General features: G+C 68.6%; 15 protein-coding genes. 14 read left to right on the forward strand and 1 reads right to left on the reverse strand.

Annotation, left to right across the window (positions count from 1 at the left end):
• The first annotated feature begins 7 nt into the window (after positions 1-7).
• From CTP10_RS30585 to CTP10_RS30650, 14 genes are all read left to right on the forward strand, one after another.
• Positions 8-1,306: a Pvc16 family protein gene (locus CTP10_RS30585; RefSeq protein ID WP_116318458.1), complete on the forward strand. Its 1,299-nt coding sequence runs from the start codon at positions 8-10 to the stop codon at positions 1,304-1,306.
• Positions 1,303-3,207, forward strand: coding sequence for an ATP-binding protein (locus tag CTP10_RS30590; protein ID WP_116318459.1), 1,905 nt, complete (start codon positions 1,303-1,305; stop codon positions 3,205-3,207). The genes CTP10_RS30585 and CTP10_RS30590 overlap by 4 nt, the downstream gene beginning before the upstream one ends.
• Complete coding sequence (locus CTP10_RS30595; RefSeq protein ID WP_116318460.1) at positions 3,204-9,881, forward strand: eCIS core domain-containing protein; 6,678 nt, start codon at positions 3,204-3,206, stop codon at positions 9,879-9,881. The genes CTP10_RS30590 and CTP10_RS30595 overlap by 4 nt, the downstream gene beginning before the upstream one ends.
• A gap of 9 nt (positions 9,882-9,890) precedes the next feature.
• Entirely contained in the window at positions 9,891-10,703 is an 813-nt protein-coding gene (locus CTP10_RS30600) for a hypothetical protein (protein ID WP_116318461.1), read from the forward strand.
• Positions 10,704-10,716: 13 nt separating this feature from the next.
• Positions 10,717-10,995, forward strand: coding sequence for a hypothetical protein (locus tag CTP10_RS30605; protein WP_116318462.1), 279 nt, complete (start codon positions 10,717-10,719; stop codon positions 10,993-10,995).
• 6 nt (positions 10,996-11,001) lie between these two features.
• Complete coding sequence (locus CTP10_RS30610) at positions 11,002-12,063, forward strand: hypothetical protein (protein ID WP_116318463.1); 1,062 nt, start codon at positions 11,002-11,004, stop codon at positions 12,061-12,063.
• Between the two features lie 2 nt (positions 12,064-12,065).
• Positions 12,066-12,623, forward strand: coding sequence for a phage baseplate assembly protein V (locus CTP10_RS30615; protein ID WP_116318464.1), 558 nt, complete (start codon positions 12,066-12,068; stop codon positions 12,621-12,623).
• A gap of 9 nt (positions 12,624-12,632) precedes the next feature.
• On the forward strand, positions 12,633-12,974 hold the full coding sequence (locus CTP10_RS30620) for a hypothetical protein (RefSeq protein ID WP_116318465.1): 342 nt from the start codon (positions 12,633-12,635) through the stop codon (positions 12,972-12,974).
• Between the two features lie 22 nt (positions 12,975-12,996).
• The gene (locus CTP10_RS30625; RefSeq protein WP_116318466.1) at positions 12,997-13,377 is read left to right on the forward strand and encodes a GPW/gp25 family protein; all 381 of its coding nucleotides are present in this window, start codon (positions 12,997-12,999) and stop codon (positions 13,375-13,377) included.
• 15 nt (positions 13,378-13,392) lie between these two features.
• Complete coding sequence (locus tag CTP10_RS30630) at positions 13,393-15,861, forward strand: hypothetical protein (protein ID WP_116318467.1); 2,469 nt, start codon at positions 13,393-13,395, stop codon at positions 15,859-15,861.
• Between the two features lie 61 nt (positions 15,862-15,922).
• The gene (locus tag CTP10_RS30635; RefSeq protein ID WP_116318468.1) at positions 15,923-18,259 is read left to right on the forward strand and encodes a baseplate J/gp47 family protein; all 2,337 of its coding nucleotides are present in this window, start codon (positions 15,923-15,925) and stop codon (positions 18,257-18,259) included.
• A 22-nt stretch (positions 18,260-18,281) separates the two neighbouring features.
• On the forward strand, positions 18,282-20,555 hold the full coding sequence (locus CTP10_RS30640; RefSeq protein ID WP_116318469.1) for a hypothetical protein: 2,274 nt from the start codon (positions 18,282-18,284) through the stop codon (positions 20,553-20,555).
• Between the two features lie 2 nt (positions 20,556-20,557).
• On the forward strand, positions 20,558-23,977 hold the full coding sequence (locus CTP10_RS30645; RefSeq protein ID WP_116318470.1) for a DUF6519 domain-containing protein: 3,420 nt from the start codon (positions 20,558-20,560) through the stop codon (positions 23,975-23,977).
• A gap of 23 nt (positions 23,978-24,000) precedes the next feature.
• The gene (locus tag CTP10_RS30650) at positions 24,001-24,804 is read left to right on the forward strand and encodes a carboxypeptidase regulatory-like domain-containing protein (protein ID WP_116318471.1); all 804 of its coding nucleotides are present in this window, start codon (positions 24,001-24,003) and stop codon (positions 24,802-24,804) included.
• Positions 24,805-25,076: 272 nt separating this feature from the next.
• Here CTP10_RS30650 and CTP10_RS30655 read toward each other — a convergent pair whose 3' ends face one another.
• A complete protein-coding gene (locus CTP10_RS30655; protein ID WP_116318473.1) occupies positions 25,077-26,015 on the reverse strand; it encodes an FG-GAP repeat domain-containing protein in 939 nt (312 codons plus the stop codon).
• Positions 26,016-26,374: the final 359 nt, after the last annotated feature.

Consider the following 26,374-nt stretch of genomic DNA (forward strand, 5'->3'; position numbering starts at 1 on the left):
ACCGACGATGGCACTGCTCGACCTCAGCCTCGTCACCCGTTCGTACACCACCTTGCTGAGCGAGCGGATTCCCATGTATCCCGACTGGCCCGCGGCCACGCCGATTCAGGTTTCGGCGGGCCCGCCAGACCTGGTGAACGGCCCCCATGCGCTCAGCTTCTATCTATATCACGTGCGCGAGGATGCGCACACCAAGTCCCAGGACTGGACTGGGAACGACGCGGTGCCGCGACGATTCAAGCCCATGGGTGTGACGCTGTACTACGTCATGACCCCGCGCAGCAACCTGGCGGACTCGCACCTTCGCGCGCTGGCCGATCAACTGGTGATGGGGCTCGCGCTCAAGACCTTGCGCGACCTGCCGGTGCTGGACGACACCAGCACCGTCGACACATCCGGTGGGCCGCTGCTGATCATGCCGACCGGCCTGCGCGGCCGCCGCAACCACCTGCGCACGCTGCTGCAGCCCACGCCCGCCAACGAAGCCGCGCAGTACTGGCAGGCCGGCACCAGCCCGCTGCGCCTGGCGGCCTACTACGAAGTGGCGGCTTCGCTGCTGGAGCCCGACGAGGTCAAGGTCCGCAGCGGCCGCGTGCTGATGGTTGGCCTGCACGCCATGCTGCGCGGCCAGCCGCGCATCGAACGCACGCGCAACGCCATCAGCTTCACGCCGCCCGGCCAGCTCGGCCCGCGCGAGCTCGAACTGTCGCCGGCAGAAGTCGCCTACGGGCAGACGCTGGAGGTGCAGGGCACCGACCTCAAGGGCGACACCACAGTGCTTTTGATCAGCCATATGGATTTGCCCGAGCCGGTCGAGGCGGATGCCTCGTGGAACCTGGTGACCAATGGCAACCTGCTCAGCGTCATGGTGCAGCCCACTGCGGGCACGCAGCCCCTGGTGCCGGGCATTTATGGCGCGCTCGTCCGTACCACGGCGCGGCATACCTTGCCGGATGGATCGCAGCGCGACTTCGATGCGGTGTCGAACGCGTCGGGCTTCGCGATCGTGCCGTCGATCCTGTCCGTCACGGCGGCAGGCACGCTGGTCACGGTCAAGGTGGACAGCTTCGAGCCGCACCTGCTGGCTGCGGGCGAGCTCTTGGTGTTCGCCGGAGCGACGCGGCTCGAGCGCGTGAATGCGGGACCGCCGGCAGCCGGCCAGTTCTTCACGCCCGCCACGCCCGCCGCAGCGCGAACGACCTTGAGATTCGTGTTTCCCGCGACGCTGGCCACGGGCAGCGTGGTGCCCTTGCGGCTGGTGGTGCGCGGCGCCGAGAGCGGACCACGCTGGGAGACGGTGCCATGAGCGCGCGTCGTTCATCTGCGCAACAGGCAGCGGCAGGGGCGGCCGTGGCCGAGCGTCACGAGCCAACGGCATTGCCGGAACGCGAAGGGCATCGGCGGCGCCTGGTCGCCGCGCTACGCGGGGAGTCGCAGGCCTTGCCGCCCGGGCGCCTGGCGATGCTGGCCGAACGCTTCGGCCTGGGCGCGCTCGAAATCGACGTGCTCGCGGTGCTGTGGGTGGGCGCTTTCGATCCCGAACTGCGCGCCCAGCTGGCCAGCCGCGAAGCCTTTTCGGGGCATGTCACGGTGCGGCTGGTGGCATCCGTGTTCGCGCACCCGGCGCGCGTGCGCCTGCCCAGCGAATCGCCGCTGCTGATGTGGCTGATGGTGCAGGAGCACCCGCTGATTGACGGCACCGCCGCGCTCAGCATCGATGCGGGCATCCTCAGCTGGCTCGAAGGCGAGCATGAACTGGATCGGACATTGGCCGGGCGGGTCCGGTTGCTGGAGCCGGAATACGAATCCGAGCACTGGGCGATCCCCGCCCTTGCGCTGCGTGTGCGACAAGGGCTGGAGCAGGGCACGCGCTGGCGGGTGCAGCTCAGTACCGATGACCTGTTGTCCGCGGAGTGGGCCGCGGCCGCCCTCGGGGCGCGGCTCGGGATGCCGGTCATGCGGGTCGCCCCGTTAGCGGGCGCGACCGAGGGGGAGACCGCGGTGCGCCTGCACCGACAGGCCTTCCTCGACGGCTGCGTTCCGAGCGTTTCCATCGACGAAGCCGTGCTGTCGCATCCGATGGGCGTGAGCGCTTATCCCGTTCAGATTGTTGAAGGCGAGGGCCGTTTGCCGCACGTCGCCGCCGTGCAGGAGATCGAATGGAAGCTAGCCCCACCCGAGGCGGACGAGCGCGAGCGCCTGTGGCGACGGTTGTGGCCCGAGAGCGCCGCCTGGGCGCCGGCGGAACTGGCGGACCTCGCGCTGTGCCACGAAGCGAGTGCCAGGGACATTGCCGCCGCGGCTGGGTCTGCTCCGGAAAACGCCGCGCAGGCGGCACTCGCGCTGCGCGAGCGCACGCGCCATGATCTCGGTCCCTTGGCGCGCCGCATCGACTCCCGGTTTGCATGGACTGACCTGATCGTGCCGGCCGCGACGGACGCGCGCCTGCGGGACATCGCTTTCGAAGCGCGAGAGCGCGCGCGCGTCTGGGCCGACCCCGCGGCGGCGCGGCTGTTCCCGTACGGCCGCGGTTTGGTGGCGCTGTTCGCGGGGCCGCCCGGCACCGGCAAGACCATGGCAGCGCAGGTGATCGCGGCCGATCTCGGACTGGACTTGCTCGCCGTCGACTTATCCGCCGTCGTGAGCAAATGGGTGGGCGAGACTGCCCAGCATCTGCAGCAACTTCTTTCCTCTCGGGCCGCCCAGCGCTCGGTGCTATTTTTTGACGAAGCCGATGCGCTGTACGCGAAGCGAGTCGAAGAAGTTCGCGACGCCCAGGACCGTTTCGCGAACGTGGACACGAGCCACCTGATGACGGCGCTGGAGGGCTATTCCGGGATCGTGCTGCTCGCGACCAACCTGAAGGGAAACATCGACAGCGCTTTCCTGCGCCGTATCCGCCACGTTGTGGAATTCGAGAAGCCCGGCGGCGAACATCGGGAGCGGATCTGGCGCCAGGTGCTGAGCGCGCTTTTCGCCCCCGCGCAGTTGTGCACGATCGACGCGCAGTTGAACCGGCTCGCGCGCATCGAGGCCACTGGCGCGGTGATCAAGAACGCCGCGCTCTCGGCGCTGTTCGCCTCCCGCCATGCGGGCGCCGCCCCGGGGTTGAAGCTGCTGGGCGAGATGCTGGCCCGCGAGCTGGCCAAGGATGGGGCGGGACTGTCGCCGCGCGAGCTCGAAGCGGTGCTGGAGGGCGGGGCATGAAAGCCCAGGCCGTCGCCCGGCCTAACCTCGCGCGCAAGCCGGTGCAGCGGCCCGAGCGGGTCCTGTCGGCGCGCCCGAAAGCGGATGCGCACGAACGGCAGGCTTCGCAGGCGGCGGACCAATTCGCGCGCGGCGAAGCGGGCCTGGGCGGGCTGCTCACGCCCGCGCCCGCGGCGGCCCTGCGACTGCCGCACGCCAGTGCGGCCGGGTTGCCGGGAGAACTGCGGCTCAGCCTGGAGCAGGCTTTCGGCGCCGACCTCTCGGCCGTGCGCATCTACACGGGTGTCGAGGCTCAGTCGGCTGCGCGCGGCCTGCAGGCCCGCGCCTTCACGGCCGGCGCATCGATCTATTTCGGCTTCGGCGCCTGGGCGCCCGGCAGCGTGGCCGGCAGGCTGCTGGTCGCGCACGAGGTGGCACATACGCTGCAGCAAGGCGCCCGTGCGGCCAGCGGCGGGCGCCTGCGGGTGGAGCCGGGGCTGGAGGGCGGCCCCGGCGTGCAGCGCGATCCCGACCCGAACGAGCTCGTACGCCAGGCGCGTGACAAGCTGGCCGCGGGCTACGCGATCGAAGAGGGGTTCTCCGAACTGGGGCTGCTCGAGCCGGAGTCCGGCGTCGATGCGGCGCTGAAGGTGATTGAACGGCACCTCGTGCTGCCTGCCGATGCCGCGGCCGCGAGCTGGGCGCCGAAGGTCAGGACCGCGATCGAGAACCGGACGACCGAGGACGCGACGAACCGCCTCGACGCCTTGCTGGTCACCGTGCCGGAAGCGGACCGCGTGGAGCGCGTGACCGCGCTATTCTTCGATTGCTACAAGGCTCTCGGCGCCGGACAGGACGCCGCGGACCTGGCGGGCGAGGCTTTCCCCGCGACTACGTCGTTCGGCAGCTGGGCCTTCTACGCCGCCCACCGGCGCGGTGACGCAACCTGGGTGATGCCGCTGCTGCGCAAGCACCCGGTGGCGTCGAAGTACGTCAACGCGATCACGGCGGTCGCCCGCATCGACTTCTACGGAATGGCCCGCGGCGGGCTGGACCTCGACCCCGAAATGAAGTTCGGCTCGAAGATGGCCGATGCGATCGTCGAGGCGCTGCTCTATCAGCCCCTGATGCCCGAGGAGCGCGCGGCGGTGGCGCTAAAGGCGCTGTGCGTGTTCAATCAGCTTCGCCTGAGCCCCTTCACCGACTTCCAGAAGCGGCTGAAGGGCGAGAAGTCCCTGATGATGCGGTTCCAGCTCAAGACCGGCCTGATCGCGAAATTCAAGGATCCGGATTTCCTGAGCCGGCTCGGCCGCAATGCGAACCTGGAACCAGAGGTACTGCAGATCGCCGACGACGCCGGCCGGCGCACGGCGCCGATCGCCACCCGCGCGCTGGCGTATTGGGACCAGGTCTTCCAGGCCGCGAACGCCGCGGCCACGCGCGAGGGCAGTGGGGCGGTGCTGGAACGCGCCACGGCGCTGCAGCAGCAGCTGCGCAAGCGCCTGCCCGCCATCAAGGAGCTCGCCGGCGTGGAGAAGAGCCTGATCGCGGCGCTGGGCCTCGCCACGCAGCTGGAGCGCGGGGGCATGCCGTCACCGACCGCCCTGGCCGCGAACCTGAAGGCGGGCGCGGCGGCGGTGACCCAGATCACCTACCGCATCGACGGCGCGCTGGCCGCGCGGGAGAAGGACCTCCAGGTCAAGGCACTGCCGGAGATCGACGAGAGCGCCGCGGGCTCGGGGTCCCCCGCTGCGGAGCTGACCGATGACATGGCGTACGGTATCGTGCTGGTCGTCCTGTTCGCGCTTCAGCACCAGCTGGTGCAGTACAAGCCGCCTGCGAAGGCCAAGGGCGATGCGCTGTTCGCGCAGCTCGACGAGGCCGCGGCCGAATACCAGGCGGTGGCGGCCAATTTCCGCCATCTGGGCACCTACCTGGGCTACCCGAAGTTGGTGGATGCCGCCCTGGCAGCGTACAACGCGCGCCAGAAGGGCGTGACCCGCAGCTACGTGGGCCTGCTTGCCCCGTTCGCCGAGGTCCCGTCGACAACGCTGAAGGATTTCTCGAAGGACTTTCCCAAGGGACAGGCCGTCGGCACCGTCTTCGCCGGGCAGTCCTTCGTGGAGGCCGCGTATGCGATCTACTACGGCTCGCTGTTCGCTAAGCTCACGGACGCGCTGCAGGCAAAGGCCACGAGTGGCACCCGCGAATTCGACTACACGCCGGGCCAGGAGCCGATCATCAACACGGCCATCAAGGCCGTCGAGGCCGCCTACCAGGTTCCGCGCAAGTATCGGGTTCCCCAGAAATCCACCGTGTTGTTCGTGCGCCCCGAAGACCGTTCGCGCGTTTCCAGCTTGCTCGATGACAACCATCCCTACTTCGTCGACCTGCGGACCAACGAGATCGGCGTGGACGAGATCTATGCGGTGCCGCACGCCTACGCGGCGCACACCGAGGGCTTCACCGTCTGGGCGGTCCCGGGCATGGACCAGATGGCCAGCCAGCTCGCCGCCGAGCCGCTGCTGGCCGGCCTGACGGACAAGAAGGGCAAGCCGATTGGCCGCCCGGAGGAATACGAACGTCCGTGGCAATGGCTCAAGGCCCTGAGTGACGTGGTAGGCAGCGACGCGACCTTGAAGAAGACCATCGCCGACGTTGTGCGGCGCTGGATGGCGGACTCGTTCAAGGCGCTGGACGCGCCGCTGCGGCGCGCCACCAACAACGAGCGCCGGGTGGTCGGCCCGCTGATCAGCGCCCAGTGGGAGCGGGTGCAGAAGTCCTTCCTCAAGGACCCGAAGGCGTATTACGACGCGCCCCGCGCCGCCATTCGTTTCACGCTGGTCTTCGCGGGCAACATCGCCCCGGCGACGCCTGGCGAGCAGCGGCTGCAGATGACAGGGCTGATGCTGGAACTGGCGCCCGTGCTCGAGCGCAAGCTGGGCGAGGCGACGGCCTTCGGCGAACTACTCAGTTTTGCCGGCACGCAGCGCCTGGACATCGTCCTGCCGCTGTACCTCAACGTGAAGGGCGCGGCCGAATTCGCGGCCGACGGCGCGAACGCGGCGGAACTCGGCACGCTGGAGCTGGACTTCAAGGCGGCGGAGGTGGCGCAGCGGGCGCGCATGCTGGCCAAGCTGGCCGCGGCCTTCAAGGCGACCGCCGAGGAGTACCAGGCCCAGACCCAGCTGCAGGGCTCGGTCAGCGACAACGCGCTGCGCGTGCCGGAGCGGGCCCACCCGCTGATTGGCAAGACCGACCCGACCGACGAGGTCGACGACACGATGCTGGTAGGGGGCGTTGTCTACCAGCTGGTCAAGGTGCACCGGAACTTCTCCTACCAGCCTGAACTGATGGCCCCGCCCAGCGCGATCCAGTGGTCGGAGGAGAACATCGGCAACCGGCAGCTGTGGGTGGACGGCGAAGCGGTGAAGGCGGGCGCGCCGCCGATCGAGCTCTTCACGGTGATGCGCACTGCGACCGGGGCGGACCCGGTGACGATCACCGTGACCTCTGACGACGTGAAGCTGCTAAGCGAGGTCACCTACGCGCTGCACATGCACATCGTGATGCAGAACCTGGAAGCGCTCGCGGACGTGCTCAACGAGGGCGCCGGCTTCCTCACCCTGGCCATCCAGCTCGCTTTCCCGGAGTTCGCAGCCGAGATCGCCTATGCCGAGATCGCCGGCACGGTGCTGCAGTTCCTGGGCAGCGCCGAATACCAGCAGTTCAAGACCGCTTTCGACACCGACGCGGGCAGTTCCTTCGGGGCTCACCTGAAGAAGCTCAAGGCCGAGCTCTCGCTCGAGACGCTCTGGACCTGGTTCCTGTTCGACCAGCTGCCGCCCGAGCTCGCCAAGATCCGCACCGCGGCGCAGCTGGTCGGGCGGCTCGGCATGTTCCGCAACAAGGGCGACGACAAGACCAAGAGCGCCACGCGCCGGGTGTTCGGCCGGCTAGAGGGAATTGGCGAGAAGGTGGTCGACGGCGCTGTCAACCTGCAGGAGCAGGTCAGCCTGCCGGTGCGCAAGATGGAGACTTTCGTCCAGGGGTCGCCGTGGCTGGCCATCCTGCTTCGACTGCTGGCGCGCAACCTGCACCGCGTTGAGGGGATGAATCTGAAGGAATTCGGCCTCGACCAGTCCGCCGAAATGCTGGGCGAAGTGCAGCAGATGTACCGCCGCTTCGAGACGGTGATCGATTCGCTGTCACAGTACGAGCTGCCGGAAGAACTGGTGGCGCTTGAGGACATCCTGCAAATGCTGGTCCAACTGGTCATCGACCGGCTGCCCATCAAGTACCGGGTGCCGCTGAAGGCAGCGCAGCGCGTGGGCATGGACAAGGTGCTGAACTGGCTGCTAGGCAAGTTGGCCGACGCGCTGCGCGAGGCGAGCCTCGACCCCAACATCCTGTGGCGAAAATACGCACGCGACGCCATCGATCCCTACCTGAAGAGCGCCGCGACGACCGTCTCCGACGAGGTGCATGGCGTCCTTACGCGCGTGCCCTTCCTGAAGAACCTGGCGGCCTTGGAAGTGCCGGAGGTGGGGGTCCGGTTCCTCGGCGGCGAGCCCCAGCCAAAGCTTGCCCGCGGCATGGCCTCGCCGCGCGCGGCATCGGCGCTGCCGGCGGGGCCCGGCGAGCGCATGCCCGGCGCCCAGCAGGCGCTGGCCCAGCGCCACTGGGGACACGACTTCTCCCACGTGCGGCTGCATCGCGGCGGCACCGTCGACACGCGCTTGCGCGAGGCGGGCGCCGTGGCCGCTACCAGTGGCAGCCACGTCTACGTGGACAGCGCGGTGCGTACCGACGGCGCCGTCGGGCGCGAAGTGATCAACCACGAACTCGCTCACGTTCTTCAGCAGGGCGGCGCGCGTCCGCTTGGGAAATCCCATTCGCCCGCGCCGCTCACGCCGGCAGCCGGCTCCTCGGCCGCCGGCCGCTGGCACTTCGATCCCGCTGCCGAGGCGCAGGCAGACCGCTTGGCGGCTGCCGCCAGGGAGCCGGCGCACCGGCCGCGCGACGTTGGCCGCGGCGGCGGTGTGCAGCCGAAATTCACCGACCTGGTCGTGAAGTTCTTCAACAAGCTGGGCGACCCCACGGCGCTCAAGGAGCATGCGCAGAAATTGGGAGAAACGCCGCTGATTGCGAAAGCGCTCGAACAGGCGGCCGCCAAGCTGAAGGACAAGGCTTTATTCGAAAAGTTGGACGAGGCGCTGAAAGGCTGGAACAAGCCGGGTTCGGTGGTCGGTTTCACGAAGCCTTTCGATGCGGCCGCGGCGGACCTGATGGCCTACCTGCAGAAGAACCGCCGCGAGGACCTGCGCTCGAAGCTGCCGCATGTGCTGATGTCGGCGCTGCACAAGGTGGACGTCAAGAAGGACGGGCAGAAGGAGGACGCCTGGATTCTGATCCCGGGGCGGCTGGAGGTCGCGATCGAGGAGTTCTTCTTCGGCGTGACCGGGATCTCGGTCGACGTTGAGTTCAAGACTTCCAAGCAGGCGCAGGCCGATGGCAAGCAGCGCGACACCATAGACCCCGACCAGCCGTTTGCCAGGCTGCAGTTCAACTACGTCCATTTCCCGATGATCGGCGGCGGCGCCGAGATCTGGGACCACCTGATCCAGCACAGCTTTCCCAAGGTGACAGACCAAAAGCGGCAAGCGCTCTACCAGATCAAGACGCGACTCGCGCTGTCGGGACTGCAGCCGGGGCCGGGCCTGTTCGCCGCCAAGGCCAAGGGCGCCGCGCAGGAATTGGTACTGGCCAAGCGGTCGCGCGAGCTGGTCGAGGTCTACGTGAACCCGCCGCCGTCGCAGAAGCTGCCCGGCGATGCCGCGCCGCCGTGGCAGGACTACATCCTGCCTGCGAAGAAGGGCAGCGCGGCCGTCGGCCAGCACGGCCAGATCGGGCTGCGCCTGGGGTTCTACAAGGACCGTGACAACCCGGGCGAGCAGAAGGGTATGGACCGCGCTTCCCACCACACGGTGCAGTACCTGCTGCTGGAGTATTTCGTCAATTCCAAGGATCGCCACAAGCCGTTTCCCCACCTGTCGCTCTATCCGAACATCAAGGCAAGCAGCGGGCGGGTGGAACTCATCTCCCCGGACCCGGACGGCACGGCGGGCATCCGGATAGCGGCCAACGAAACCGACCGGGGCGGCACCATGCCCACCATCCTGCTGTCCGTCCATGCGCACACGTTGGGCGACGTGCACGTGTCACCGCAGCCGGACGACCTGCCCAACGCCGGCCCCAGCCAGGGTGCAGCGATCCACGGCATCTACAAGAGCGCGCTCGGGGAGTATGAGGGGCTGGTGTTCTCCAAGGAGGGGATGCAGGCGCTCGCGAATAAGCGCAAGGGCAAGGCCTACGACGCTTCGAAGATCCGCGTCGGCGCCCAGGAGGCCACGCCAGAGGGGCTGAGCACGGCCATCTACAACGCGACCAACAAGACCTACACCTGGATGCGGGACCACATGAACGACAAGCTGGCCGCGGCCATCGATACGCGCGAGCTCGAATACTACAAGGCACTGGTCGAAACCGCCACCGACGCGTCGATCAATCCCGGCGGTAAGCCGCTGGCGGCCTACATGCCCGACAAGGTTGGAAGCTCGATCCGCGACGAGGTGCTCAAACGGCAGGCGGCTGTCTTTCATTCGGTGAACTTCGGTTTCAAGGAAATGAAGTAGGGAAGCGCCATGACCTACCCCAACAGCCCCCTCCTGCTCAAAGGCGCCCTGATCCACTTCGGCGCGCCGATGCTGATCCCGATCCCGAACATCATCGTGTTCCAGTACAACCCTGAAAGCATGACGCGCTCGCTCACGCCGTGGAAGCCGCCCGAGCGCGAGGTGGAGGCCGAGTTCCACAAGGTCGGCGACGTCCAGGGCATCAAGACCACGCGCAAGGGGCTGAGCGCCAAGGACGCACTGGCGCTGTCGCAGCCGTACGACCCGGCTGAAACCTTTTCGCTGGTGCTGGAGCTTGACGCCACCGACGCGCTCAGCGAACCGCTACTGCACCCCGTTGCGCTGGTCTCCGGTGTGGCTGACCGGATCGCCGCCATCGAGATGCTGATGTATCCGCCCGGCGAATCCTTGATCAGCGGGTTGCTGGGCTCGGTCAGCGCTTCGGTATCGTTTTCGTCCGACGGGCTGAGCATGAGCCTGGATGCAGCCGCGGCCACCAAGCCCCTCAAGCGCACGGATGCGCCCATCGTGCTGTTCTTCTGGGGGCCGGGACGCATCGTGCCAGTGCGCATCACGTCGCTGTCCATCGAGGAGCAGCAGTACTCGCCGCTGCTTTATCCGATCCGGGCCAAGGCCACGATCGGCATCCGCGTGCTCGACCTGGATGACCTGGTCACGGTCGCGGGCGACCCGGCAACCGGCGCGGCCCGCGACATTGCCGCCGCTTGCTACAAGTTCACGCTCGCGCAAAAGAAAGTCCTGGCCGCCGCCAACCTGCTCAACGGACTTGAATCCGCTGCGGGCGTGGTGCTGCCGTTGTGATGAGAGACCCAAAATGACCCTCTTCGATCCCAAGAGCCGCTACGCCAGTTTGCCCACGGTGCTGATGGTGGATGCACGCGGCCGCACCGTGGAAGTGGTGCCGCCCGCGCCCGCTCCGCTGCAGGGCCTGCGCGGTCGCCACCTGCGCCGGCAGGGCGAGCGCCCCGATCACCTGGCCGCGCTGTACCTCGCGGACGCCGCCGGCTACTGGCGGCTGGCCGAGATGAACGACGCCATGACGGCCGAGGTGCTGGCGGAGTTGCGCGAAGTCGACATCCCGTTCGAGCGCTGAACCGCCATGGCCCAAGGCTGCCAGGTCCTCCCCAACGGCGCTCGCGATGCATCGCTGGCGCAGCCCGGGCGTATCGAGGTCATCGAGTCGGTGGGCGCCAGCACCACCTTCAACCTGTTCTACGACTTCCATATCGAGCAAGGGGACTTCCCGCTGCTTACGGAAAGCCGACTCGGGCCCGAGGCGGAGATCGCGGTACAGGTGCTCGATGGCGACAAACCGGCAGTGCTGGTGCGAGGGCCCGTGACGCGACAGCGCATCTCGGTGCTGACTGGCGGCGAGGGCTCGGTGCTGGAGGTGATCGGCGCCGACACCACCGTGGCGCTGGCGCGCGAGCACAAGGTGCACGTGTGGCCGTCCACCACCGATGCCGCGGCCATCACCGAATTGCTGTCGGCAGCCGGGCTGGCGGCAAAGGTCAACCTGCCTTCCACCGTGGTGCACGTGGAAGCCAGGAACGCACTGGTGCAGCGCGAGCCCGACCTGCACCTGATCCGCCGCCTGGCGCGGCGCAACGGCTGCTGGCTCTGGCTCGAATACGACCCGGTCGCGGCCGTGCCCACGGCGCGCGTCGAGCGGCCCCCCGTGGGCCAGCCGGCCGCCGTCAAGTTCCACCTGGCGGGCGCCGAGCGCAATATCGACGAGGCCACCATCGAGTGGGATGTCGAGCGGGTGGTGGCGGCTGACGCCGACAACCGCGACGTGTTCGGCGCCACCGACATGGAGGGCGCCGTCGAGCGCTCGCCGCTGACGGGACTGGCCGGCAAGGCCTTGGCGGACATCGTCGCCAAGCCGCGCAAGGCCCGCCTCTCGGTGGCGGTCGACGACGCGGGCGACCTGCTGGTGCGCAGCGAGGCGGCGCTGATCGAGGACGGCTGGTTCGTGCGCGCCACGCTCAGGGCGCGCGCGCGCGTGCTCAAGCGCGTCGTGCGAGCGCCGAGCGTGGTGGAGCTGCAAGGCGCCGGCTCGCGCCATTCGGGCAAGTACCTGGTGGCGCGCGTGGCGCACAGCATCGACGACGACGACCACTGGATGGACGTCACCCTCGTGCGAAACGGCTGGAACTGACCATGATCTCCGATGCCTGGCTCGACCTGCAGCAAGCCCAGCTCCACAAGGTGTGGGGCAAGTACGCGGGCATCGTGGTCGACAACGCCGACCCGCAGAACATGGGCCGTGTGCAGGTGCGCTGCAGTGCGGTGCTGGGCGGCGAGGTCGTGTGGGCCATGCCCTGCGTGCCTTATGCCGGGCCGGGCGTGGGCTTCTATTTCATTCCACCCAGAGACGCCGGGGTCTGGGTGGAGTTCGAGGGCGGCGACCCGTCGCGACCGATCTGGACCGGCTGCTACTGGGCCAAGGGACAGCTGCCCTCCCAGGCCGGCTCGCCCGACACCAAGCTAATCGTCACCGACACGGCCACGCTCCAGATCGACGACGGCGCAGGCGAAGTCGTGCTCAAGAACGCCAGCGGTGCCAGCACCACCTGGAGCAACGACGTGAAGACCGAGGCCGGTATCGCCACACACACGGTGGGCGCCATCGGCGTGGTGTCGGAGGCGGCGCCGGGCAAGGTCGAGGTCGGCTCAGCTGGCGTTACGCTGAACAACGGCGCCTTCAAGGTGACCTGAGGACAAGCCATGGCCGCACCCTTGATCACCACCGCATCCGTGCTGCAGTGCCCGCACCTCGGCAGCGTGACCATTACCAGCACCAATACGACGGCGCAGGGGGCCGCCGCCCTGGCGCTGGTAAGCGACAGCTTCGACATCGTTGGCTGCCCGTTCCAGATCCCGGTGGGCGTCGGCATGGTGCCGCACCCCTGCGTGCGCGTGCAGTGGATCAAGGCCAACCTGCTGACCACCGTGCACGGCATCCCCACGCTCGCGCAGGACAGCGTGGGCCTGTGCCTGGCGGCCGACCAGGTGCCGCAGGGGCAGGTGGTGGTGGCGCTGACGCAGCCGCTCATCAGCGGCGGCTGAACATCACTTCGAGGAGACCATCATGTCCGCCTTGCCATTCACCAGCCTGCGTTACCCGGTCTCGGTGGACGTGGCGCGCGGCCGCCTGGCGCAGGAACAGGACTTCGCGGCCCACATCGAGCAGCTGGTGATGCAGGTTCTCATGACGGCGCCCGGGGAGCGTATCAACCGGCCCGACTTCGGGTGCGGCGTCAAACGGCTGGTATTTGCCCCGGGTGGAGAGGTGGTGGCCACCTTGGCGCAGACCACCATCTACCAGGCACTCACGAAGTGGCTGCCCAATGCGATCTCGGTGGCCGAGGTGACGGCGCGCGCCGACGAGGCCGTGCTGAACATCCGCGTGGGCTACGTGATCAAGGCGCGCGGAGAGAAGCGCTACCTCAACCTGCAGGTGACGCCATGAGACCGGGAGCCTGCCATGGCCGTTGACCGCGCCGACCTGCTGCGCGCCTCGAGCACGCTGACCGGCATCGACTTCATCCAGGTCGGCCCGACGCAGACGGAACTGCTGCTGTTCCTGCAGCACGACACATTGCCCGCTGCGCTGGCGGCCGCGCTGGCCGCCATCACGGCCGACAAGATCCACATCACCGGCGAAGGGCAGGTGGAGCCGCCGTTCGTCAAGGTACTGGCCAATGTGTCGCCGCTGCCGCCGCCGGTGGATGGCCGCGCCGTGATGCGCCTGCTGGTCGAGCAGCCCGGGGGCTCCGGCCATTATCGGCTGCACATCGACGCGCCGCAGGTCGATCCCTACTACAACAACCTGCGCTTCTCCTTCAAGGCCGCCTGCGACAGCGATCTGGACTGCAAGCAGCCCGAGCCGGAGTGCCCGCACGACGAGCCGGTCGACTTTCCGGTGGATTACCGCGCGCGCGATTTCTGGAGCTATCGGCAGGCCCTGATGGACTTCGCCTCGCAGCGCTACCCCGACTGGCAGGACCGCGTCGAGGCGGACGTGGGCATGATGGTGCTGGAACTGCTGGCCGCGCTCGGCGACGAGTTCGCCTATGGCCATGACCGGCTGGCGCGCGAATGCACGCTCGAGACCGCGACCCAGCGCCGCTCGATGCGCCACCTGGCGCGGCTGGTCGACTATCCGCTGGACGACGGCGCGGCGGCCTTTGCCTGGCTCGATGTCGAGGCCACCGCGGCCGTGGCCATCGATGCCGGCACGCGTGTGGCCGACGCACGCGGGCAGGTCGTGTTCGAGGTCGGCAAGGGCCTGCGCGATCAGCCCTACTCGGCGCCGCCGCTGGCGCCGGTGCCGCTGGTCAGCTATGCGATCCGGCCGTCGCGCAACGAAATCAACGTGCATCTCTGGAACGAGAACGACACCTGCCTGCCGTACGGCAGCACCACGCTCACGCTGGAGGGGGCGCACGCGGTCGACCTGCAGCCGGACAGCGGGATCGATCCGGCCGGGCACTGGGCCTTGCTGCGCACCCGGCCGATGCAGCCGGACGTGCCGGAGCGCCGGCTCGCCGTGCGCATCGTCGAGGCCCGCGACGACGTGGATCCGCTGCTGGGCGTTCCCGTCACCCGTATTCGCTGGGACGCCGCCACGCCGTTCGACCTCGACATGGAAACGCTGGTGCTGCGCGCCAACCTGCTGCCGGCCACCGCCGGCGAGACCTGCAGCGAGCGGTTCTGCATCGGCCCGCAGCCGGCGATCGACCCCGCGGACCCGCAGAAGCTGCTGCCCGCGGCGGTGGAGCGCATCGGCATCACCAGCACACTGTGTTATCCCGACCCCAACAGCGACGAGGACAAGGCTGCGCACACGAAGGTGCTGTTCTCGCTGGCCGGCTCCGAGCTGACGCCGCTGGCCTGGCTGCCGGTCGCCACTGCCGAGGGCATCCGCATGCGCCCCGAGATCAAGCTGGAACGAGACGGCGATGGCGACTGGGACTGGCTCCCTTCGCTGGTGGGCGAGGAAACCGCGGCCGCCACGGCCACAAGTTTCACGCTGGAGGACGGCGTGTTCCGCCGCGTCGCCGGCTTCGAGGACCTGGCCCGCCTCACCGAGCTGGTGGATTACGCCAGCGGCGAGGGCAGCACGCTCCGCTTCGGCGACGGCGAATTCGGCATGGCGCCCACCGAAGGCTCGATCTTCACCGTGCATTACCGACTGGGCAACGGCAGCCGCACCAATGTCGCGCCCGACACGCTGGTCGATTTCCCCGGCGGCCCGCCGCCGGGCGTTGCCGGCGTCATCAATCCATTGCCGGCTATCGGCGGGCGCGATCCGGAATCGGCAGAGAACATCCGCATCAATGCGCCACAGGCATTTCGCGCTCTCACCTATCGGGCGGTGCAGCCAGCCGATTACGAGCAGATCGCGCAGCGCCTGTCCTGGGTGCAGCAAGCCGGCGCGGCGGTGCGCTGGACGGGCAGCTGGTCCACGGTGTTCGTGACGCCGGACGTGCGCGACGAGTTCGGCCTGTCCGTGCCGCATCGCACCGAGCTCGAGCAGCTGATCGAGCGGGTGCGCCAGGCCGGCCGCGAAGCCAAGGTGATGGAGCCGCGCTATGCGGACATCGACCTGGAGATCCACCTGTGCGTGGCGCCCAACGCCTATCGGGGCGAGGTGAAGGAAGCCGCGCTGGTGGCCTTGTTCGGGCGGCACGGCGGCGAAGGCTTCTTCGACCCGGACAACTTCCGCTTCGGCACGCCGCTGTCGCGCGGCGCGCTCATCGCCACGCTGCAGGCAGTGCCCGGTGTGCGCGCCGTCGAAGGTATGCGGGTGCGCCGCCGCGGCTGGTTCGACTGGCGCGACTTCAACGAATTCGACCTGGCCGTGGCCGTCAACGAGCTGGTGCGCGTCGCCAACGACCGCGACCTGCCCGAGCGCGGCGCCGTGCGTCTGGTGATGGAGGGAGGGGCATGAGCCGCCCGGCCGCCGTGCCGAAGGCTCATGGCACCGCAGCACATCGTGCGGAGGTTACCCAATGAGCTGTCGCTGTGACAAATTCCATTGCCGGGCGCCGGTCGCGATCGCCGCGGGCCTGGCCCTGCTGCCGCGCGCGCCGGGCCTGTTCCCCGATTGGCGGAGCGGCCTGCTGGCCGCGGTCGGGCGCGAGCCCGCGCTCGACGAATGGCGCGCGCGCGAGTCCGGCGACCTCGGCCTGATGCTGGTGGAGATGGGCGCCTATGTGCTGGACGTGAGCAGTTTCTACGACCAGCTCGTGGCCAATGAAAGCTATATCGCCACTGCGCGGCTCGGCGGTGCGCGCCGCCGCCACGTCGGCCTGCTCGGTTACCGCGCGCGGCCGGCGATCGGCTCCAGCGTCTGGCTCGCGGCGCAAGCCGATGGCACGCGCGTCGTCACGCTGCCCGCTGGCACGGCGATCCGCAGCGGCGAATTCCAGGGCAATCCGCCGCAGGTGTTCGAGCTGGGCGAAGACGCCGCCGTGGAGCCGCGCGTCAACCTGATGGAGGTGAATCGCGTCGCCGCGACGCTGTTGCCTTCGCCGCTGTCTTCGCTGACGGCGCGCAGCGGCAGTGTGCGCCTGCGGCCCGGCGACGTCGCGGTGCTGGAGACCGGGGGCTCTCTGCTCGCCACACGCATCGCCGGCACCGGCTTGCTGCAGTTGCGCACCCGGGACCCAATCACCCAGATATCATTCGCCGCGGCGCTGACGCCGCCGGCCGGCGCCACCTATGCCGGCACGCGGCTGCTCAAGCCCGGCTTGACGGCGGGCGTCTGGAAGCTTGAGCCCGGCACTGGCGAGCCTGCCGTGTCGACCGGCGCCGAGCTGTCCCTGGACACGCGGCTGGCTTTGCACGTTGGCGACGTCGTGGTGGTGAGCGATGGCGCGGCATTGGCCGCGCGCCGCGTGACTGCGGTGACGGAGACGCAATACACGCTGCTGGCGCCGCAGGAAAGCTCGATGACCGATTCGAACAACAAGGTGACCAAGATGCTGAGTCCGCCGGTCAAGGTCGGCGTGACGCGGCTCACGCTGGACTCCGCCTTGCCGTTGACGTCGACGGCCGCGCAGTGGGTGGTCCATCACGGCATGGTGGAAGCGGCGACGCTGGCGCCGCCGCTGAAGGATACGCTGGCGCAGGGCGATGCGATCGCCGTTCCCGCCCTGATCGACCCGCCCCGAGTCGAACGCACCGGGTTGCTGCTGGAAGACGTGCACGGCGAAGGGGTCCTCACCACGGGAACGCTAGATGCGCTCACGCATAGCGCCACTGCCGCCGGCGCGCCGCCCTGGGGCCGCGAGTTGTGGGCGCCGGTGCAGCTGTTCGGCAACGTGGCGCTCGCCACGCGCGGCGAGTCCGTGCAAGGCGAACTGCTCGGCGCCGGCGACGCATCGCAGGCCTGGCAGACCTTCCGCCTGAAGAAGAAGCCGCTCACCTACCTGCCCGCGCCCAACGCCGCCGGGCGCAAGAGCACGCTGGTGGTTCACGTCGGCGGTGTGCAGTGGCGCGAGGTGGAAAGCTTCTATGGCGCGGCCACCGACGCGATGGTGTACACGGTGCAGCACGACGACAAAGGGCAGGCCGAGTTGCGTTTCGGCGGCGGGGCGCGCCTGCCCACCGGGGCGCCGGTGGTGGCGGACTATCGCTTCGGCGCCGGCGCGGCGGTGCCGCCGGCCGATTCGGTCAAGCAGGTGACGCGGCCCGTCGCCGGGCTGCGCAAAATCCACAACGTGCTGCCCGCGTTCGGCGGCTCCGATGCCGAAGGGCCGGCCGAGCTCGGCGCGCGCGGGCCGCGTTCGGCGCTGCTGCTGGGGCGTGCAATCTCGCTGGTCGACATCGAGACCGCCGCGGCGCAGCAGCCCGGCGTGCGTGCTGCCCGCGCGCAATGGCGCTGGGACGAACAGGGGCTGCGGCCCGCCGTGGTGGTCAGCTACATCGGGGACGCGCAATTGGCGCCCACCATCCAGGCGGCGCTGCGCGCGCTGGCCGAGGACGACGCACCGATCAGCGCACTGAGCTCACCGCCGCAGTCCGCGCGGCTGGACGTGGACATCGAGGTCGATTCGCGCTACGTCCCGGCTGATGTCATCGCCGCCGTCGGGCATGCGCTGTTCGCGGCCGTGACGCTGCCCGGCACCGGCGGGCTGTTGCGCCCGGAGCGCCTGGGCCCGGACGGCGTCGTGTTCCAGAGTGTGCTGGTGCGGGCGGTGATGGACGTGCCTGGTGTCACCGGGCTGCGCGCGCTCGATTTCGACGGCACGCCGTTCATCGAGACGGGGCGCCAGCCCGCGGCTGGCGCCTATTTGGATTTCGCCGCCGGTGGTGTCTGGATCGACGGCAAGCGCATCGGCTGAAAGCACGAACCGGGAGCCCACTATGCCCACCGCACGCGACCGCTACTGTGAGTACTTCGCCGCCCGCCTGTGGGATTGGGTGCCTGCGATCTACCGCGAGCTCGACGCCCTCGAAGGTGGCGACAGCCTGCGCGCGCTGCTGAAGGCGATCGGCTCACAGGCCGCGCTCGCCAAGCGCAGCCAGGACCGGCTGTGGGACGACATGTTCGTGGAACTGGCGGACGACTGGGCCGTGCCCTACATCGCCGACCTGGTGGCCACGCGGCTGGTGTCGGCCCTGAACCCGCGGGCGCGCCGGGCCGACGTCGCCAAGACGATCTACTACCGGCGCCGCAAGGGCACGCTGGCCGTGCTGGAGCAGCTGGTGGCCGACATGAGCGGCTGGGATGGCAAGGTGGTGGAGGAATTCAGGCGGCTCGCCCGCATGCGGCACGGGCTCGACGGCGCACCGCGGCGCGGCCTGGTCACCGGCACGCCGGAAGGCGGATGGGCCGAACTGCGGTCGGTGCGCGGCGCGCGGCTGGCGGGCGATCCATTCGACGAGTTGCATTACACGCCCGAGATGCGCAGGCCGCAGGGCCGGCTCGGGCTGCGCGGCATCCAGACGCTCGGTTTCCACCTGTACCGCCTGCAATCGGTGGAGTTCAACGGCGTGCAACCGCGCCGGGTCAACAACCTGGCGGGGACACGCGACGGCTACACGTTTGACCCGAGCGGGCGCGACGTGCCGCTGTTCGCGGCCAACACGCCGCCCCGGGATTGGGCGGGCTGGCGGACCGCCGGCGAGTGGCAGCTGCCGCGCGCCATCGACTGCCGCCTGCTGAACGAGGCGGTATTCGTGATCGGCGACGAGGAGATCGGCTGGATCCTTGACACGGGCACGGGCGGCGCGCCTATCGCGAACCTAATCGACCGCCAGAATGCGGCGGCCGACCTGCGCCACCTCGTCGGCCAGCGCCTCACCGGGCGCGATGCCTTGCGCCGCGTGCTCGGCGGGCTGCCGAGCGCCGCCGTGCTCACCACGGCAGGCGTGCAGGCCGGCCTCATCGCCCGCGGGCTGGTGGCGGAATGCGGCAGCGCGGCGCTGCTGCCCGACGCAACCGGCCAGGCCGCCTTCGGGCCGCCCGCGCTGCAGTTGGGCTTCCTCGCCTCCGCGCCGGCAGTGCGTGAACGTACGCGTGGAGCCGACCTCGGCGTCTGGCCGACACCGGCCGTGCCCGGCGTCGACTTGCTGGTCGACCCGGCGCGCGGCCGGTTCATCTTCGACACGGGCGGGGGCGACCCGAACGACCTGCGCGTGCGCTATCGCGTGGGCATGGCGGGGCGCATCGGTGCCGGCGCTTTCGGGCGCGAGGTCGATGCCACGCCCGCCACCGTGGTCTGGCAGCAGCGCTCCTCCGCCGCCGGCACGCCGCCCGCAGGCATCGCGCAGGTGGACGACAGCAGCACCTTCGCCAACCCGCCGGGCCAGGCCGCCGTCACGAAAACGATCGTGCGCGCGGCCGAAGGCAAGCGTCCGTACCTGCGGCTTCTGGCCGACTGGACCTTCACCGCCTCCGGCAGCAACCGCGAGCTGGTGCTCGACGGCCTCTGGATCGGCGCGCTGCCGGCCGGCGCGTTGCGCATCGCCGGCGACTTCGCGCGGGTGGTGCTGCGGTACTGCACGCTCGACCCCGGCGGGCCCGATGCGATGGGCGCGCTGCTGCCGCCTTGCCCGCTCGTGGTCGCCGGAACCATCGACGAGCTGGTGATCGAGCGCTGCATCCTGCCCGGCCTGCAGGTACAGGGCGCCAATGCGGGCATTGACCACATCACGATCACCGACTCCATCGTCGACGCTACGCAGCCGGGCAGCGTGGGCGTCGCCGTGCCGCGCAGCGCAGTGACGATGTCGCGCTGCACGCTGATCGCCGCCACCCTGGGCACGCTGTGTCTGGACGTGGAAAAGCTCGACGCCAGCGACACGCTGGTGGCCGGCCGCGCCGACGTCACCGACCTGCAGTCAGGATGCTTCCGTTTCAGCGCGCGCGGCGCGGGCTCGCGGGTGCCGCATCCCTACGAGTCGAACGTGCTGGACGAACTGGAGCGCCTGTTCGTCTCGCGCCGCTTCGGCGATCCGGCGTACAGCACGCTCTCGCCGCGCGCGCCCGCGGCTTTGCTGAACGGGTCCGAGGAGGGCTCGGAGATCGGCGCCTTCTGCGCCGAGCGCGGGCCGATCAAGTTCGACAGCTTGCGCGCCAAAGTCGAGGAGTACATGCCTTTTGGGCGGCTTCCGGCGTACCTCAGGGAGAACTAGCCATGTCCACCATCGACCTGTCGCGCCAGGCGACCGATCCTCGCAAGCACTATGCCGGCGTGCGTATGCAGCAGGGGCGGGTACTGACCGACGACGACTTCAACGAGGCGGCAGCGCTCGATGCGGAAGAGTTGCGCCGAACGCGCGTGCATGCGATCGGCGCCTACGGCAGCCCCGATAGCGGATTCCTGCCAGCCAACTTCGGCGCCGTCGGCGGCAAAGTCAACTTCACGCTGACGCCGGGGCATCTCTATATCGGCGGGCTGCGGGTGGAGATGAGTGCCGCCGAGCAATTCCTGCTGCAAAAGGACTGGCTCAACTTCGACCCGGCGGTCGATGCGCCAGCCGCCCCAGCCAACGGCGTCACTCGCCGCGACCTGGTGTGGATCGAGTGCTGGCAGCAGCCGGTGACCGCGGTGGAAGACAGCGAACTGTTCGAGGTGGCGCTGGGCGGGCCCGACACCTCGACCCGCTGGCGCACGATGCGCCGCATCTACCTTGAAAAAGGCGTGGCCCAGGGCGACTGCGCGGGCGCCTGGACGGCGCTGGCCGGAACCTTCGCCAACCTCGGCACGCTCAACGGCGAAATGGAGCTGGTCACCAATGCGCGCATGAGCGTGAGCTTCACCGCGCCGCCGGTGACCGGCGATCTGTGTTCGCCGCCGCAGGCCGGCGGCTACCTGGGCGCCGAGAACCAGGCCATCCGCGTGCAACTGGTCGACGCGACGCACTACACCTGGGGCTACGACAACGCGGCGCCGCTGTACCGTGTGCAGCTGAGCGCCCAGGGCGGGCAGCTGCTCAGGCTCACGCTGGTGAACCAGCCGCGCGACGCGGTGCACTGGCCGATCAAGGGCCAGGTGGTGGAACTGCTGCCATGGTCGGCCGCGCTGTCGAACGGCGAACGCGCGGCCGAGGTGGCAGGGCATCTGTGCAAGGTCGCGGTTAGCTACAACCCCGACGACCACACGCTGGTACTGGACACACCGGTGCCCCCGACGTTCGGCGCGCAGTGGCAGGCCCGGGCCGACAAGGCCGAGTTCTTCAACGGCATGGCCGAGCAGAACTTCCTCTACCTGCGCGTATGGAACCGTGGCGACGACCTCGCGTCGCCCGCGGCCATCCCCATCGCCAACGGCGACCTCGGCCAGACCGGCCTCAAAGTCACGTTCAGCGGTGGCCCGCTGCGTCCGGCCGACCACTGGATCATCGCCGCGCGGCCGGCCGCACCCGAGGTGGTGGTGCCCTGGATGCTGGCGCTGGCCGGGGGCGCGCCGTCGCACGGCATCCGGCGCTTTCGCGCACCGCTCGCGCTGCTCGAATGGACCACCGTTGGCGGCGTGACCACTGCGACAGTGGTCCACGACTGCCGCCCGCCGTTCCAGCCGCTCACCCGCATCCGCGGCTGCTGCAGCGTGACGGTGGGCGACGGCATGCAGAGCTTCGGCTTGTACACGTCGGTGCAGGCCGCGGTCGATGCGCTGCCTTCTTCCGGCGGGACGGTGTGCATCCTGCCGGGCCGCTATGTGGAGGCGGTGCGCATCGGCGGTCGGCACAACGTCACGCTGCACGGCTGCGGCCCGCAGTCGCGCATCGTCGCCCCGGACAAGGACGGCCCGGGTTCGACGGCGGTCCTGATCGACGGCTGCAGCGACGTGGCCATCGAGACGCTGGCGCTGGAGGGTGGCAACGAGGCCGTGGTACACGTGCGCCGAAGCGCCGTCGTGCGCGTGGCCTCCTGCCTGATCCAGGCGCGCGACCGGCGCGAGGGATTCTCGCCCTGGCCAGCCGTGTTCGTCGAGGCCGATATGGTGGAGATCGAGGACAACATCATCGAGCCGGTGCGCGAGCTGACGCCGCAGGTGCTGGAGCGCATCTTCCACAAGCTGGCCGCGCCTGTGCAGATCGCGATGTCCGCGCGCGGCGGCTTGCAACTCGCCGGCGGTTGCGAACACGTGCGCGTGGCGGGCAACGTGATCGCGGGCGGCGCCGGCAACGGCATCACGCTGGGCAGCATCCGCCGCATCGACGAACACCACCCCGAAGGCGACGACGTGCCCGACATCGACGTGGACGATCCCTGCGCACCCTGCGACCCCACCGACAGCGGCACGCCGCCAGACGACGGACGCCCTGTGCGCTACGTGTCGGCGGGGGACCTGTACGACATCCTGATCGAAGACAACGTGATCACGCGCCACGGCGCCAACGGCATCGCGGTGGTGCGCTTCTTCGGACTGTCGGCCAGCACTGGCCTGGTGCTGGTGGCGGTGCACGGCCTGCGCATCCTGGACAACACGATCACGCGCTGCCTGCGCCGGGGCGTGGCCCAGGCGCCGTCGAAGACCCAGCTCTTCATGGGCTACGGCGGGATTTCGCTGGCGCTGGCGACCGGGCTGGAGATCGAGCACAACCTGATCGCGGGCAACGGGCGCGACTGGTTCAGCCCGGTGTGCGGCGTCTTCGTGCTCGCCTGCACGGGCCTGTGCGTGGAACACAACCACATCACCGCCAACGGCGAGCGCAACGACGAGCCGGTGGGCGGCGCCCAGCCCGGCATCCGCGCCGGGGTGCACGTCTGGCTGGCGCTGGGCGTGCAGCCGCCCGCGGCGCCTTCGAAGAACAGTACCGCGCGGGCGGCTGCCGCGCCGCGCGTGAGCCGCGACACGCTGCAGCTGCGCGTGCATGCCAATCGCATCGAGCAGCCGCTGGGGCGCGCGCTGTTCATGCTGGGCGCGGGAGCGATGGAGATCACCGACAACCGGCTGGTGAGCGAAGGCACCGGCGAGCCGGCGACCGATCCGGTCGCAAGCACCGTGCTGGTAGGCAACGCCGGCGTCAGCCGCGAGTGGACGCGCGGCCTGCTGATGGCGCTCGTCATCCTGCTCTACGTGACGCTTACCAAGCAGGGAAATGCGGCGACGGCCGCCCTGGTCTGCAACATCTCGCGGCAGTCCCGCTTCATGCCCGGCCTGTGGCCGCGGCTGCCGACCGGCAAGCTGATGTTTAACGACAACCAGGTCTCCTTCCTCATGGCCGACGCGCCGCGCGGGCTGGACCTGTCGTCCACGCTGCTCATCTCCCTGGATGACGTGGCGGCCTGCGACAACCAGTTCGAGTACCACACGCAGCAGCGACTGGTGATGGCCGACCTGCTGGCCTGGGGCACTACCGTGCGCACCAGCGACAACCGGCTGGCCGAAACCTGGGGCCGGGCGGTGCGCTCGCTGATGAGCCTGGCTCTGCTTAACACCGCGGCCGACAACCAGTCCACGCATTGCATCACGGCGATGGGGCTGCGGCGCGCGGTGACCCATAATTTGGTACTGGCCGAAGCCTTCTGCGACAATGCTTGCGGCGACCACGCCCGCGTGTTGAGCCAGGTCGCGCTCGGCGTGCAGAGCTCGATGCAGCATCCCTGAGATCCATCCCCGAGGAGAGCGCCATGCCCACCAGAGACACCCGAAGCAGCGGCCGGTTCAGCGAGGCGCGCGCGAGCGAACAGGCCCGGGTGGAGGAAGCAGCCCACGTGGGCGGGATGGCAGGCGCCTTCGCCCGCGCCCTCGACCTTGGGCCGCAGGTGCTGGCGTTGCAGCAAGCGCTGGTGGCCGGGATGGCGCAGTCGCAGCAGCGCGAGGCAGAACGGCTGGCGGCGCGGCATGGCATGGACGACGAGCGGGTCGACAGCGCGCTAGAGCGCGCGGCCCGCTTCGGCGAGTTGGCCGGCGCGGCGGCGGCCGGTGGCGAAGTGGCGGGCCGGCTCGCGCAGACTTTCCAGTACGAAGGCGTCTTCCACGGCTATGTGACCGACGTCGACGGTACGCCCATGTCGGGCCACACAATCCGGCTGGAACTGCATGGCGACGGCGGCTCGGGGCGCGCCCAGCGCGGGAGCGCGAAGACCGACGCCGACGGCTACTTCCGCATCGAGCTCGGCGCTCGACGCGAGGCAGCGCATGCGGATGCCGCTCCGCTGACACGCTGGTTGCAGGCACTGGCCGAAGACCTGGAACAGGAAAAACAGGCTGCGTCCGCCGAAGCAGCCCCCGCAGCCCCCGCAGGCGCCACGGAAGCGCAGGCGAGCGCAGCCTCTTCGGTCCAGGTGGTCGCACCGAACGGCCGCGTTGTGTTCGAGGACCCGTGCCCGCCGACCTTCGAGCCGCTGCCTTCGGAGTTCCGCTACTACGTGCTGGCCGATGCCAAGGCCACGGCCAGCAGGACAGGACGCGGGGTGCGGCGGGGCGGTTAGCCCTCAGCCTCTCACCCACGCGAAGAGGGTGCAGGCGGAGTGTTGATCTGGTATCCGAGACAGCCGCGTGCGGAAGGCACGGAAACGAAGCCAGACCTGCGACCGTTGAACGCCTCCGACCTTATCCTGGTCGAGGGCCAGAACTGCACGAAGGCGCGCTGCAGGCCATCTGGCGATCTGCATAGCCGCTTCCCCGAACCCGCGCTGCACTGCGAGGTCTGCGGCCTGCTGCTCTTCCGCTATGGACGAGACGCCCACAGCCAACGTAGCCGCTACCATCCATTGCCAATTTCTACGCGCTGTGCCTGACTGTACCCTCGCGCGCTTGCGCCGGGATAAAGCCAGAGCTTGCCGTTCCCGTCCTTGGCCAAGATGTCTTTGTGCCCGTCGTGGTCCCAATCTCCGAGCAGCCTTGAAAAAACATATGCATTCCAGCCGTTGCCGATCTGAATTCGAGCTGTTTGGCTGTAGCCGCGCACACTCAGACCGGGATAAAGCCAAAGGGAACCACTGCTATCCCTAGCGATGATGTCTTGATGACCGTCGCGATCCCAGTCGGTGATACCAGCAAATACATAGCCAGCCCAGCCATTTCCAATTTCCACGCGCTGCACCGAACTGTATCCACGCGAACTCATGCCCGGATATAGCCACAGCACTCCACCGGAATCTCTTGCCACAATATCCTTGTGACCGTCGCGGTCCCAATCCGCGACACCCACGAAGGTATAGCCGCCCCAACCATTCCCTATTTCCACACGTTCAGCTTCGCTGTAGCCGCGCTTACTTGCGCCAGGGTAGAGCCACAAGGCACCGTTGATGTCCTTCGCAATGATGTCCTGATGCCCATCGCGGTCCCAGTCTGTAATACCCGCAAAACTGTAGCCATTCCAGCCGTTGCCGATCTCGACACGCTGGGCCGTGCTATAGCCGCGGACGCTCATTCCCGGGTAAATCCACAGAACACCACTGCCATCCCTGGCAAGAATGTCTTGGTGTCTGTCGCGATCCCAATCGGCCACACCGACGAATGTGTAACTGCTGCTTTGTGCATAGGCAAAGCATAGGCTCGCTGCCAGCAATGCAATACTCTGGAACAAACTCTTGGCCGAAGCTCCTAGAAACTTCAAGGTGAAGCAATGCTGGCGAAAGGCTTTCCGTAAAAACCGACGCTTCATGGCCGTGCTTGCCGCATGAAATGACATCTTCATGACATCGCCCCTCCTTACTGCCACGTGTCCACAATATCAATGTAACTAGCAATCGATCCGGATCAAATAAATTTCACTCACACCAGTTGTGTATGAAATTTACTTCGCGTCATTAAATGAAACGATTCAGGGGTTCAGATCAACGTTGATTTTGGCGATCCCGTAACGGTCAAGGATAATTCGACGGCGTTGAAGTTCAGCCGGAAGGTGGCGGCGTACCGTTCGGCACAGTCAGTGTCGTAAACCGCTAGAGGACAGTCAGCCGACTATTTCTCTAGATTCCGCAGCCGTGCGTTCCGCCGCTTTCAGTCCCGGCGGCCGGTACCTGGCTGCCGCTCTCGAGAACGGGAACCTGGGGC

This window comes from Cupriavidus sp. P-10 (genome assembly GCF_003402535.2).
In the GTDB taxonomy this organism is placed as follows: domain Bacteria; phylum Pseudomonadota; class Gammaproteobacteria; order Burkholderiales; family Burkholderiaceae; genus Cupriavidus.